Genomic DNA, 12953 nt, shown 5'->3' on the forward strand with positions numbered 1-12953 from the left:
ATGAAAAAGATTTTTGCTGTTATATTATGTATGTGCGCCGTCATGGCGCAGGCTCAGAAAATGGGCAACGAAGCTATCCGCAAGTTGCAAATGGCAGAATTTGCCATAGCCAACCTTTACGTGGACTCCGTTGATGAGAATAAGTTGGTGGAAGAGGCTATCATCAAGATGCTGGCGCAACTGGACCCACACTCCACCTACAACAATGCCGAAGAAGTGAAGAAAATGAATGAACCCCTGCAAGGTAACTTCGAAGGTATCGGCGTACAGTTCCAAATGATAGAAGATACGCTGCTTGTGGTGCAGCCCGTCAGCAACGGTCCCTCGGAGAAAGTGGGTATTCTTGCCGGTGACCGCATCATAGCCGTTAACGACTCCGCCATCGCCGGAGTGAAAATGAGTACGGAGGACATCATGCGCCGACTGCGCGGAGCAAAAGGCTCGGAGGTCAAACTCACCATCGTACGTCGCGGAGTAAATGAACCCTTGTTCTTCACTGTGAAACGGGATAAGATACCTATCCTCAGCTTGGATGCCGCATATATGATACAACCCGGGACAGGCTATATCCGCATCAACCGCTTTGGAGCAACCACCCCCGAGGAGTTCCTTAAAGCCTTGAAAGGCTTGCAGAAAAAGGGAATGAAAGACTTGATTCTCGACCTGCAAGGGAACGGCGGTGGCTATCTGAATGCCGCCATCGACCTCGCCAATGAGTTCCTGCAGCAAAAAGACCTTATCGTTTATACCGAAGGCAGGGCAGCACGCCGCAGCAATTTCTATGCAAAAGGAAACGGAAACTTCAAAGACGGCCGTCTCATCGTTTTAGTGGATGAATATTCCGCATCTGCCAGTGAAATCGTGACCGGAGCCATTCAAGACTGGGACAGAGGAGTGGTTGTAGGCCGCCGCACTTTCGGCAAAGGACTGGTGCAACGTCCTATCGACCTGCCGGACGGCTCTATGATACGCCTGACCATCGCCCGCTACTATACTCCTTCCGGCCGCTGCATACAGAAGCCATATGACAAGACCGCCAACCCGGACGGCACGCTCAGCGAAGAGGACAATCAGGAAAGGTACAACCAAGAATTGATAGACCGCTTTAATCATGGCGAGTTGATGCATGCCGACAGCATACATTTCCCCGATTCCCTGAAATATCAGACAAAGAAATTAGCGCGTACCGTTTATGGCGGCGGTGGTATCATGCCGGATTTCTTCGTCCCTATAGACACTACTCAATATACCGATTACCACCGTAACCTTGTAGCTAAAGGTGTAGTTATCAAAACAACGATGAAGTTTATAGAGAATCACCGGAAAGAGCTGCAAAGCAAGTACAAGAAGTTCGAGGCGTTCAATGACAAGTTTGAAATCAGCGATGAAATGTTAGCGAATATGCGTACCCTCGCAGACCAAGAGAAGATTAAGTTTGATGAAGGGCAATACCAAAAGTCCCTGCCGCTCATCAAGACCCAACTAAAGGCGCTAATTGCCCGCGACCTATGGGACATGAACGAATACTTCCAAATAATGAACACTGCAAACAACAGCGTACTGCAAGCCTTGAAAGTTCTAAATGAAGGAGCATATGAGAAAGTGGTAAGGTGATTGCCTTATCACTTTCCAAACAACCAGCGGTTCAGCCAGCGGTTTACGTAGATATTCACAACCGCACAGCCCGCACCGATAGCCGCACCCGCCAGCACATCCGAAGGATAATGTACCCCCTCGTTCATACGGGACACTCCGACGGAGCAAGCCCACAAAGCGGAAGGAGCTATCACATACCACTTGGGATATTTTATACATAAAGAGGTAGCAAGTGCGAAAGCGGATGCAGTATGCCCCGACGGGAAAGAGGGGCTGCTCTCGTAACTATACGGATGCACTCTATCCGGGTAGCGGTCATACGGACGTTCGCGGTCAATAAGATATTTCATGCCATACGTCACTACAAATGCACCCGCCACACTTGTCCCTACATATATGGCATCCTTCAATAAATCCTTATCCTTTTTAGCCCATGCCGTCAGCGCCATAGCCACCGGAACGCCAATGGCTACATAGGGCTCCGAACGTGAAATGAATTTATTATAATTACGGACAAACTTATTATCCCAACTATTAATCCGATGCAATGTATTAATATCCCAATTCTGCGCAGAGAGATTTGATACAACAAAGGATACAAAAAATACAAAAAAAATGGTTCTTTTCATAAAACCTGTCTATTAGTTTGACGCAAAGATAGCCGAAATCCTTAGAGTATTCGCAAAATTATCTTATCTTTGTTGCCACAATTTACATATTAATACAATTCACATATCCATTCATGACATTAAATAGTTGTTGCGCTCGGCAAATTGATTGTGCACTATGTCCCCAAACACCTCAAGGAGCATTGATATATAGCCAATACTCTAAAGGACAGCATTTCTCTGCCGAAAAGTGTACGCAAAACTGCATAATATTCATATTGAAAGGTGAATTGCTTGTCAACAGTGAGGAATATCCCGGCACTACTTTACAAGCCCGCCAATGTATTTTGCAAGCTATCGGCTCCAAAGTAGAATTACTGGCGCTGACCGATGTTGAATACCTTACCTATTGGTTTACGGAACTTCCCCTCCTCTGTGAAGAACGCTACAAAGAAATACTTGAAACAGCACACGCTCCGCTGACCTATACTCCTTTGGTAGCCATTCCCAAGTTGGAACGGTTACTTGATGACTTAACAGAATATTTCAAAGAACAACCGAACGCCTGCAGCAAGTATCTCGACATCAAATGCCAGGAAATAATTTATATACTGACCTGCTACTACCCGATTCAGCAAATCTCCACTTTCTTCTATCCAATCAGCACGTATACGGAAAGTTTCCACTATTTCGTCATGCAGAACTACGATAAAGTGAAAAACGTAGAAGAGTTTGCCCACCTTGGCGGATATACCACAACCACTTTCCGGCGGTTATTCAAAAATATGTATGGCGTACCCGTATACGAATGGATTCTGGATAAGAAACGTGAGGGCATTTTAAATGACCTGCGATATACCAAACAACGCATTTCTGCAATCAGCACCCGATATGGATTCGATTCATTATCACACTTCGCCCACTTCTGCAAAGACTCTTTTGGCGATACTCCCCGTGCCTTGCGAAAACGTGCCGCCAACGGCGAAAACATCACTATAATCTGCAAAGAACACAATAAAGAACAAGAGGACGAGTAGCACAGCTTACTTGTCCGCAAACTTCATTGCCTACCGATTACGGAATTATTTCTTTAATTCCTTGTTTAATCAAGGTATTTCCTCTATTTTTGCGAGAAATTAGTAAGACCGTATTTAAAGAATATATTTTCTAACTATTAAATAATTTAAATTCAATCATTTATGTGGTTAAGTAATTCATCTGTAGGAAGGAAAGTGGTGATGAGCGTTACCGGTATCGCCCTTGTCCTGTTTCTGACATTTCACATGGCGATGAACCTTGTTGCATTGGTTTCGGCCAACGGCTACAACATGGTTTGTGAGTTCCTGGGAGCAAACTGGTATGCATTGGTAGCTACCGTAGGTTTGGCTGCTTTGTTCATCATCCACATCATCTACGCTTTCTGGCTGACTATGCAGAACCGCAAGGCACGCGGTAACGAACGTTATGCCGTAGTAGACAAGCCTAAAACTGTGGAATGGGCTTCTCAAAACATGCTTGTGCTGGGTATCATCGTAATTGTAGGTCTCGGTCTGCACTTGGTAAACTTCTGGGCTAAAATGCAGCTCCCCGAACTAATGCACAACATGGGTATGCATGCTGACACACTTACTTTGGCTTATGCAGCCAACGGCGTTTATCACATCCAGAACACCTTCTCTAACCCGGTATTCGTAGTGCTTTACCTCATTTGGCTGGGTGCATTGTGGTTCCACCTGACTCACGGTTTCTGGAGCTCCATGCAGTCTTTGGGCTGGAACAACAAAGTATGGATCAACCGTTGGAAATGTATCTCCAACATCTATTCCACTATCGTTGTTGTATGCTTCGCTCTGGTAGTTGTCGCATTCTTCATCAAATCAATGATGTGTAGCGGCGCTTGCTAATAAATTATTGTAAATGATTAAATTGTAATAGCATTATGACTAAGATAGATTCTAAAATACCGGAAGGACCGGTAGCTGAGAAATGGACTAACTATAAAGCTCACCAAAAATTAGTGAACCCTGCCAACAAACGCCGTTTGGACATCATCGTAGTAGGAACCGGACTTGCCGGCGCTTCTGCTGCCGCTTCTCTCGGTGAAATGGGTTTCAGAGTATTCAATTTCTGCATTCAAGACTCTCCGCGCCGCGCACATTCTATCGCTGCACAAGGTGGTATCAATGCTGCAAAGAATTATCAAAACGACGGTGACTCCGTTTACCGCTTATTCTACGATACTGTAAAGGGTGGCGACTATCGTGCCCGCGAAGCAAACGTTTACCGTTTAGCTGAAGTATCAAACGCCATCATCGACCAATGCGTTGCACAAGGTGTTCCTTTCGCTCGCGAATACGGCGGTCTGCTCGACAACCGTTCTTTCGGTGGCGCACAAGTTTCACGTACATTCTACGCTAAAGGCCAAACAGGTCAACAGCTGCTGCTGGGTGCATACTCTGCATTGAGCCGTCAGGTAAACGTAGGTACTGTAAAACTGTTTACCCGCTATGAAATGCAGGACGTTGTGCTCGTTGAAGGACGCGCCCGCGGTATCATCGCAAAGAACCTCGTAACCGGTAAGTTGGAACGCTTTGCCGCTCATGCAGTGGTTATCGCTACCGGCGGTTACGGAAACGCATACTTCCTTTCTACCAATGCAATGACTTGTAACTGTACGGCAGCTATTTCTTGCTACCGCAAGGGTGCATGGATGGCTAACCCAGCTTACGTACAGATTCACCCGACTTGTATTCCTGTACACGGTGACAAACAGTCTAAACTGACTCTGATGTCCGAATCACTGCGTAACGACGGTCGCATCTGGGTTCCGAAGAAACTGGAAGATGCCAAGAAACTACAAGAAGGCACTCTGCAAGGAAAAGATATTCCCGAAGAAGACCGCGACTACTACTTGGAACGCCGTTATCCGGCATTCGGTAACCTCGTTCCGCGCGACGTTGCCAGCCGTGCAGCCAAAGAACGTTGCGACAAGGGCTTCGGCGTAAACAATACCGGCCTGGCCGTATTCCTCGACTTCAGCGATGCAATCAACCGTCTGGGCAAGGATGTAGTAGCTCAACGTTACGGTAACCTCTTCGATATGTACGAAGAAATCACCGACGTAAGCCCGTACGAGAACCCGATGATGATTTATCCTGCCATCCACTATACAATGGGCGGTATCTGGGTTGATTACGAACTGCAGACTTCCATCAAGGGTCTGTTCGCTATCGGCGAATGTAACTTCTCCGACCACGGCGCAAACCGCCTCGGTGCTTCTGCATTGATGCAAGGTCTGGCCGACGGCTATTTCGTATTGCCTTACACTATCCAGAACTATCTGGCCGACCAGATTACCGTTCCCCGCTTCTCTACCGATTTGCCTGAATTTGCCGCTGCAGAAAAGGCTATCCAAGACAAGATTGACTGGATGATGAACATCAAGGGTAAGAAGTCTGTAGATTCCATCCACAAGGAACTGGGTCATGTAATGTGGGAATATGTCGGCATGGGACGTACTGCCGAAGGTTTGAAAGAAGGATTGAAGAAGATGAAAGAAATCCGCAAGGAATTTGAAACTAACCTCTTCATTCCGGGCGACAAAGAAGGCATGAACGTAGAACTCGACAAGGCCATCCGTCTGTACGACTTCATCATAATGGGTGAATTAGTAGCTTACGATGCCCTGAACCGTGACGAAAGCTGTGGCGGTCACTTCCGCGAAGAATACCAGACTGAGGAAGGCGAAGCTAAACGTGATGATGAAAACTTCTTCTACGTTGCTTGCTGGGAATACCAAGGCTCTGACGAAAAAGCTCCGGTATTGCTGAAAGAACCGCTGGTTTACGAAGCAATCAAAGTACAGACTCGTAACTATAAGAGCTAATCGGGAAGTTGAACATTTAAAGAATTAAAGAAAATGGATAAAAATATATCATTTACGCTCAAGGTATGGCGCCAGAAGGGTCCGAAAGCAAAAGGCGCTTTTGAAACATACCAAATGAAAGATATTCCGGGCGATACTTCATTCCTCGAAATGCTGGATATTCTGAACGAACAGCTCATCAGTGAAGGTAAAGAACCGGTTGTATTCGACCATGACTGCCGCGAAGGTATCTGCGGTATGTGTTCTCTCTACATCAACGGACATCCGCATGGACCTGCAACAGGTGCCACTACCTGCCAGATCTATATGCGCCGATTCAACGACGGTGATACTATCACCGTGGAACCTTGGCGTTCTGCCGGTTTCCCGGTTATCAAAGACTTAATGGTAGACCGTACGGCATACGACAAGATTATGCAAGCCGGCGGTTATGTTAGTGTACGCACAGGCGCTCCTCAGGATGCCAACGCTATCCTGATTCCGAAGCCCATCGCTGACGAAGCTATGGATGCCGCTTCCTGCATCGGTTGCGGTGCTTGTGTAGCTGCTTGTAAGAACGGTTCTGCCATGCTGTTCGTTTCTGCCAAAGTAAGCCAGTTGAACCTGTTGCCTCAAGGCAAACCGGAAGCATTGCGCCGTGCCAAAGCCATGTTGAGCAAAATGGATGAACTCGGTTTCGGTAACTGTACAAACACTCGTGCTTGTGAAGCTGAATGTCCGAAGAATGTTTCCATCAGCAACATCGCACGTCTGAACCGCGACTTCATCATCGCAAAACTGAAAGACTAACCGTACTTTCTACATTTGATTAATATCACAAAGAACTCTTCTATCGGGAAACCGGTAGAGGAGTTTTTTATTATAGAAACAAGAACAAAAGCCCTTATCCAAGCTGAGAAGCAACCTTAAACGGGCAAAAGCACAGAGTTCTGAACCGAAGAGTATGACGAGCTCGCAGCCTCTTTCCTTAAACTGCGAGGAGACAATCCGAAGTTCTTCTTGCAGAAGTTAGAGAAGTGGGGCAAAGATTCAAAGCCATACTTATAGCAAATCTCAGAGATTGTAAAATTTGTATGCTGAAGCTCATAAAGAATGCCTTCTTTTCTGCGTTCCTGCATCCACTCATACACAGGCTGATGGAATACCGAAGTAAATATGCGGCGGAAAGTCGTGGTTGTATATCCTCCTAATTTGGCAAGTTCCTCAACCGTCTTGACCTTATCATAGTTCTTAAGCACAAAATACTGAAAACTGGTAGTATATTTCGACAGTGAGTGCACCAACATGGAAAGCTCGTAATCCGAATAGTAATGCCACAAAATGAATGCAAGTTCCTTTTGCTTAAATTGCAGCAACTCTCTACAGATTTTCTCTCCGACTAAATAAGCCTTCGAAGCTTCCAAGAAGAAATTTAGTTCGGAACAAATCTTTAAAGGATAAAATATAAGAGGCGGAATCACATTATCTACGATATGCTGATAGCGTCCCTCGCAAAAGAATTCCGGTTGTGAAAACCGATAGCATATACATTCCACATCCGTCATTGCAAGCACTTCATACTTTGAACCGATAGCCTGAAGAAGAAATTCGCCCGCATGCAATGTCACTCCTGCGTACTCTTTACTATTAATAAGGACTTCACCTTTCAAAAGAAATATAATGATATTGTCATCACATCTGGGCATGACAAAATGAAATCCCCTACTATGAGAAGCATGCAGAATGAGGTTATCCACAGCTTTGGGACACTTGAGACAATCAGTATTAACCGCTCCACAAGCGGAAGAGTCATGCATAGCAGGACAGAATGTTTTGTTTGTTTGCTTTCGCAAAAATAAACATAAACATCTAACAAAAAAAATATTCCCCGAAAACTTATGCTTTTAAAGTTTTCGGGGATATATTAATGTATTATGAAAGAATTGGAACTTTTACATCAAAACTTTATAGTCCAGTAAATGTACCATTTTCATCTGTCCATTTACCAGTCTCCGGAATAAATTTGATAGAAGTCGCGTCACTCGTCAATGTCAATGTATAACGGATGTTCTTACCCATTCCCCAGCTACCTGTGAGGTTAACTGTTTTAGTGCCGTCAAAAGTAGGTTCACCTAATTTCTCTCCATTTTTCGGCGCAGCAGTATAAGTAACCTCTACAGTCACACCCGTTAAGTTATCTTGAGGCATCAACATAAATAAGGCATTACCGGCAGTCTCAAATGATGCAGATGCATTGGGATCAGCAGTAGTCGGAGTAACTGTTACAGTACCTGCATATTCATAAGTCACACCTGAAACAGACTCTACCAAACTACTCCAAGCACCTACCGTAGCACTTCCATCAAAAGTAAAAGTAGCTTTATCTTTTGCACCTTTAATCACTAATTTCGATACGGTATAAGTAAAATCCGGAGTACTTCCCTTAATGGAGAAATTCACCTGTGTCAAAAGATGCTGAAAAGGAAGAGTTATAGCTGATTCAGACTTTATCTGATTCATTACATTGGCAGCAACCAAATCTTCTTGACCAGTAACAGCTTTTACTGTATATTCAAACTTCGGATAACCTGCGGCAGTGATATCCAAAGTTTGTGCCGGTGAAGTAGCAAAGAATTGTAATTTACCGGAAGACGGCCAATAGTAGTTTCCTGTATATTGCCATTCCGAAGACGGCTTAGTAACTTCTACATTATCCATAAAACCTGTACTCAACTGTACAGCCGGTCCCATTGCATCTGTCGTTTTATAAGCATTTACAGTAAACGTTTTAAGGTTACCGGCAGTAATCACCTCCGCTTTTGTTCCGGCCTTCACCACTGTTCCAAATTTAATTTGGTTTGTTGTGCTTACATTCTCAAACTCTTCATTCTCAGAGCAACTTGCCATTGCTACGGCAGCTAAAGCTACCAATAAAATTTTCTTCATAACTACTTGTTTTTTAGTTAATATATTAATTTCCTTATCTTGTTTTTACACAATAATATCTACATTAGTTTCATCATCCCAATCGTTCACATCTCCGTCAATACCACCATTTCCACCTTCCCCTTTATCTACCTCTACCGTAATCTGTCCATCAGGGACAGGTACTTCAATGTGTATTTCCTCATCGGGAACAGACGGTGTTTCTTCTCCCTCATCAGGAATCGGAGGTGCTACCAAATCTTTAATATCCACCTGTACTTCCTGTACCTGTTTATCCACTTTGACAATTTTAATGGTCAGTACCATTGGATTATCAATACGTGTATCAACACCTTTCGGAAGCATGAAATGTGAAAAATATCCCCATAGCAATCCATTTTTACAATCTGTCTCCACACAGACAGGCATCTCGGCAGGTTCACACATTCTTTTACCAAGATAGTAACCGCCATTCAACCCGCTCACATGACACACAACAGCCGATATATTTTCCACACCACTCACCTTTATATCAAACGAATAGTTATTCACCACCCGTTCCGGTTTCAGTTTCATCACACGGGCCGTTTCACTCTTTGTTATCTCCACATCGTCCAATGCCACAACATAAAGGTTATCCGGTGACCAGACCATATCTTCCCCGCCATTCATACCTATACACTGCTCTGTATATGCCCTGATAGTCTCGTAACTTCCATCACCATCTATACAGACCACCTCCGTATTATAGTTATAAACTATCATTGCATAATTACCGGGCGGCACTTTTACCTCCCCTCCAACAGCCGGCAGATAACTTTCCACCTTCCGTCCTTCGGCATCTTTCGGATAAAATATTACCCGCATCGTTTCCGGTAACTCCTCTGCCACCTCCGTCCAGTCCAACGTTATCTGTACGCCACTGACAGGGTAATCATCCAACACCCCTCTGAAACTACATCCCGACAGAGTTATAAATAGGCAGAACAGAGCTATCAGTAAACTATATCTGGCATTTCCTATCACATTCATCGTCCTGCCGTTATATGCCACACTAAAGAAACTTTCGCCTTTGTAGGACCAATGAAATGATAGCGTCCACCATTCGTCCAGACTAAATCCCCTTTATAAGAGGTATATTTACGATACTCCGTCATTAAATAACCTATCCCCAAACTACACTCAATCGCCAAACGTCCGGCTATCCGGCGTGCATATCCGTAGGTCAGCCCCGAAGCTGCGTAATATTTGCCGCGAATGCCGTTCTCTTCCTTCAATTGAAAATCATATACTCCGCCTTCTGTATATCCCCCCAAGAAATGACCAGTCAGCTTGTCACGCATATTTCTGTTGCCCAGCCAATAACGAACTTCCATACCTCCCGAGAGAAGCTGATAGCAAAAGCTATGTCGGCTGTTCAACCACCAGGGACATTTATATTCGGTATTCAAAGACCACTTCCGCCCTATCGAAAGCTCTACTTCCACATTCGGGGCCAATACTAAATCATATAATATATTATTCTTCAGAGCCACAATAACCTTACGCGATGTATCCGTTTTTTTCTCTTGCGTCATCAACACAGCCGATGGAACAATCCGTTCTGCACTTATGTATACCATAGGCAGCATCTTCTCCGGCATCCGTATATCTGCTATGGGCAGTTCCTCCGACTTTATCATACATCTGCCAATCCTCGGAAAAATAACTTGCGACAAATATCTATAAGCTCTACCGCCGTTTAAATAGCGCAACAACTCCGTCAATCTGTCAAAACTTCCGTAATGATACTGAATCAACATTAATACTTCTTCTCTGTCCGGCACATTCTTATCAGCGGTTACCCACTGATAGACTTCTTCCCACTTATCCGGTTCTATCATTGAATTATTCACCGAATTATTTACAATCATCAATGTATTAGCCCGCATATACTCTCTCCCCACCAAAAGTAAAAAGAGTATCATAAGAATAATTATATTGACGCGATTCACCATAACCTTACGTTATATGAAAGCAAAAGTAAGCTATTAAAGTTAAAGAAAATACAGAAAGACTAACTCATTTAAACGATTGGAAGGCTTTGTGAAACGATTGGAAGCTTTTTGCAACTTGTCAACTTTCCATACAAATAAGAAATGGAATATTCCATGAAAATCAAGAGCCGTACAACTCTTCCTCTTCAAAGGAATTATCATATCGTCAGCATTTGTCCATCTATTCGAGTCAAGAAGTCAAGCGTGTACGAAAACAGTAAATATTCGTAAAATAAAACTAAAAGAATTTCAGAAAAAGAGTAAATGTTTGGAAGATATAAGAAGAAACCATACATTTGTCACGTGATTTTTTTCATAGTATTAGATTTAAGGTTAACAAAGGTTGGAGTACAGCGGTACTCCTTTTTTTTATGCCAATAAGTGATACACTCCTCCCACCAATGTTTTTACCACCCCTTTCATCTCCAATTCAAAAAGCAGGGCGCTCATACGATTTACCGGTATATCCGCTTCTACTACAAGCGTATTGATATGCGAATCTCCCTGGCGGGTCAGTATGCGCACCACCAACTCCTCCTCAGCGGCCAGCTCCGGAAACAAATTGCGCTGAATACCCTCCGCCTTGAGTGCAGATTCCGCACTGCCCCATCCCATTGTTCTTACAAATTCCTCGGCGCTTTGCACAAGTGCCGCCTTATTATCCCGTATCAACTGATTGCAACCGATAGAAGCGGTGTCCGTCACCCGCCCGGGTACGGCAAAGCAATCACGATGATAGCCGTCAGCCAAATCCGCCGTAATCAAAGAACCGCCTTTAGCGGCAGATTCCACCACAATCGTTGCGTCACACATCCCCGCCACAATACGGTTACGACTGACGAAGTTATGTTTGTCCGGATTAGTCTCGGTAAGAAACTCGGTAAGCAAGCCGCCATTTGCCAGCATATCGACAGCCGTTTTACGATGCACAAAAGGATAAATACGGTCCAAGCCATGGGCCAGAACAGCAACTGTGGAAATATTATCGGCAAGTGCGGCACGATGCGCATGAATATCAATGCCATAAGCAAGGCCGCTCACTACCAGAACATCGGGAAGAAGCACAGACAAATCGTGTATGAAGTCGGCACAAAACTGTTTGCCGTACTCCGTTGCCCGACGCGTACCTACCATATTAATAATATGTAGTCGATTAAAATCAGCGTTTCCTTTGAAGAACAAAACAATCGGGGCGTCCTCACACTCCCTCAAGCGGGAAGGATAGGCCTCATCCTGCAAAGTGAGACAAGTCAGGCGGTTCTTTTCCACAAACTCCATTTCGCGCTCGGCACGGAGAAAAGCGGCGGGGCAATCAAGAGCCACAATTATGGAAGGATTCACGCCGGGCAGGAGTTCCGGCAACTCTTTACGCCGCCCGAAAACGTCGACGGCACTACCTATGCCGTCTATTAAACGCTTTGCCCCGATATGTCCTATACCGGGGCAAAGCGTAAGAGCTATACAGCAAAGACGTTCGTCGTTATTCATGGTCGAGGTAGGGGGCAAAGACGTTATCGAATAATTCGCTGTCGCTTAAACGTCCGTTCACCACACATACCGTTTCAACCACCGCCTTAATGGCTACCTTATTATCACTTGCTCTGAAAATATCCTGATAGAACACGTATTTGATGCCTTCCTTCTTCATCGCCAGTTTCGACACGAACTCATCACCGCTCTTCAACGGCGTTTTGAAAGCCATATTGATTCGTGCCACCACCGGGTCTACTCCCTGTTCGTGGAGCGCTGCAAAGCTGACACCCGTGCTCAACAGGAACTCGTGCCTCGTATGCTCCAGATAATGCTGATAATTGGCATTGTTGACAATACCTTGAAGGTCGCATTCATAGTCGCGAACCTTCATCTTCAGTTCATAAATATAGTTCATTAGGATATTTACTATTTAACAGTTTACGATTTACC

The 12953-nt window shown here is 44.6% G+C and carries 12 protein-coding genes; 5 read left to right on the plus strand and 7 right to left on the minus strand.

Annotated features, from left to right (window positions below):
- The gene (locus DW121_RS03150) at positions 1–1614 is read left to right on the plus strand and encodes a S41 family peptidase (protein ID WP_118323015.1); all 1614 of its coding nucleotides are present in this window, start codon (positions 1–3) and stop codon (positions 1612–1614) included.
- An 8-nt stretch (positions 1615–1622) separates the two neighbouring features.
- On the opposite strand, the gene DW121_RS03155 is transcribed toward DW121_RS03150, so the two are convergent.
- Positions 1623–2225 (minus strand): phosphatase PAP2 family protein, encoded by a 603-nt coding sequence (locus tag DW121_RS03155; RefSeq protein ID WP_117710437.1) that lies wholly within the window; start codon positions 2223–2225, stop codon positions 1623–1625.
- A gap of 113 nt (positions 2226–2338) precedes the next feature.
- Between DW121_RS03155 and DW121_RS03160 the strand changes: the two genes are divergently transcribed.
- The 4 genes from DW121_RS03160 to DW121_RS03175 all read left to right on the plus strand — a co-directional run bounded on the left by DW121_RS03160 (position 2339) and on the right by DW121_RS03175 (position 6879).
- Positions 2339–3241 carry a helix-turn-helix domain-containing protein gene (locus tag DW121_RS03160; RefSeq protein WP_187120001.1) on the plus strand — a complete coding sequence of 301 codons (903 nt, stop codon included), beginning with the start codon at positions 2339–2341 and terminating at the stop codon, positions 3239–3241.
- 162 nt (positions 3242–3403) lie between these two features.
- Entirely contained in the window at positions 3404–4108 is a 705-nt protein-coding gene (locus DW121_RS03165; RefSeq protein WP_117710438.1) for a succinate dehydrogenase/fumarate reductase cytochrome b subunit, read from the plus strand.
- A 35-nt stretch (positions 4109–4143) separates the two neighbouring features.
- On the plus strand, positions 4144–6090 hold the full coding sequence (locus DW121_RS03170; protein ID WP_117710439.1) for a fumarate reductase/succinate dehydrogenase flavoprotein subunit: 1947 nt from the start codon (positions 4144–4146) through the stop codon (positions 6088–6090).
- Positions 6091–6123: 33 nt separating this feature from the next.
- Positions 6124–6879 (plus strand): succinate dehydrogenase/fumarate reductase iron-sulfur subunit, encoded by a 756-nt coding sequence (locus tag DW121_RS03175; protein ID WP_005830925.1) that lies wholly within the window; start codon positions 6124–6126, stop codon positions 6877–6879.
- Between the two features lie 116 nt (positions 6880–6995).
- Here DW121_RS03175 and DW121_RS03180 read toward each other — a convergent pair whose 3' ends face one another.
- The 6 genes from DW121_RS03180 to DW121_RS03205 all read right to left on the minus strand — a co-directional run bounded on the left by DW121_RS03180 (position 6996) and on the right by DW121_RS03205 (position 12918).
- Positions 6996–7886, minus strand: a complete 891-nt coding sequence (locus DW121_RS03180; protein ID WP_117710440.1) for a helix-turn-helix transcriptional regulator — start codon at positions 7884–7886, stop codon at positions 6996–6998.
- Positions 7887–8034: 148 nt separating this feature from the next.
- Entirely contained in the window at positions 8035–9015 is a 981-nt protein-coding gene (locus DW121_RS03185) for a fimbrillin family protein (RefSeq protein WP_118323016.1), read from the minus strand.
- A 45-nt stretch (positions 9016–9060) separates the two neighbouring features.
- A complete protein-coding gene (locus DW121_RS03190; protein WP_118323017.1) occupies positions 9061–10026 on the minus strand; it encodes a DUF5119 domain-containing protein in 966 nt (321 codons plus the stop codon).
- Positions 10023–10991 carry a DUF3575 domain-containing protein gene (locus DW121_RS03195; protein WP_118323018.1) on the minus strand — a complete coding sequence of 323 codons (969 nt, stop codon included), beginning with the start codon at positions 10989–10991 and terminating at the stop codon, positions 10023–10025. The genes DW121_RS03190 and DW121_RS03195 overlap by 4 nt, the downstream gene beginning before the upstream one ends.
- Before the next feature lie 408 nt (positions 10992–11399).
- Positions 11400–12518, minus strand: a complete 1119-nt coding sequence (gene dprA / locus DW121_RS03200) for a DNA-processing protein DprA (RefSeq protein WP_118323019.1) — start codon at positions 12516–12518, stop codon at positions 11400–11402.
- Positions 12511–12918 (minus strand): acyl-CoA thioesterase, encoded by a 408-nt coding sequence (locus DW121_RS03205; protein ID WP_005655620.1) that lies wholly within the window; start codon positions 12916–12918, stop codon positions 12511–12513. The genes dprA and DW121_RS03205 overlap by 8 nt, the downstream gene beginning before the upstream one ends.
- Between the last annotated feature and the right edge of the window lie 35 nt (positions 12919–12953).

Origin of the sequence: Bacteroides sp. AM10-21B (genome assembly GCF_003472565.1) — a bacterium.
GTDB lineage: Bacteria > Bacteroidota > Bacteroidia > Bacteroidales > Bacteroidaceae > Bacteroides > Bacteroides propionicigenes.

Coding starts and splice junctions, on each gene's coding strand:
- DW121_RS03155 (WP_117710437.1), bottom strand. CDS start 2,225: ATGAAAAGAACCATTTTTTTTGTATTTTTTGTATCCTTTGTTGTATCA.
- DW121_RS03190 (WP_118323017.1), bottom strand. CDS start 10,026: ATGAATGTGATAGGAAATGCCAGATATAGTTTACTGATAGCTCTGTTC.
- DW121_RS03150 (WP_118323015.1), top strand. CDS start 1: ATGAAAAAGATTTTTGCTGTTATATTATGTATGTGCGCCGTCATGGCG.
- dprA (WP_118323019.1), bottom strand. CDS start 12,518: ATGAATAACGACGAACGTCTTTGCTGTATAGCTCTTACGCTTTGCCCC.
- DW121_RS03170 (WP_117710439.1), top strand. CDS start 4,144: ATGACTAAGATAGATTCTAAAATACCGGAAGGACCGGTAGCTGAGAAA.
- DW121_RS03185 (WP_118323016.1), bottom strand. CDS start 9,015: ATGAAGAAAATTTTATTGGTAGCTTTAGCTGCCGTAGCAATGGCAAGT.
- DW121_RS03175 (WP_005830925.1), top strand. CDS start 6,124: ATGGATAAAAATATATCATTTACGCTCAAGGTATGGCGCCAGAAGGGT.
- DW121_RS03195 (WP_118323018.1), bottom strand. CDS start 10,991: ATGGTGAATCGCGTCAATATAATTATTCTTATGATACTCTTTTTACTT.
- DW121_RS03180 (WP_117710440.1), bottom strand. CDS start 7,886: ATGCATGACTCTTCCGCTTGTGGAGCGGTTAATACTGATTGTCTCAAG.
- DW121_RS03205 (WP_005655620.1), bottom strand. CDS start 12,918: ATGAACTATATTTATGAACTGAAGATGAAGGTTCGCGACTATGAATGC.
- DW121_RS03165 (WP_117710438.1), top strand. CDS start 3,404: ATGTGGTTAAGTAATTCATCTGTAGGAAGGAAAGTGGTGATGAGCGTT.
- DW121_RS03160 (WP_187120001.1), top strand. CDS start 2,339: ATGACATTAAATAGTTGTTGCGCTCGGCAAATTGATTGTGCACTATGT.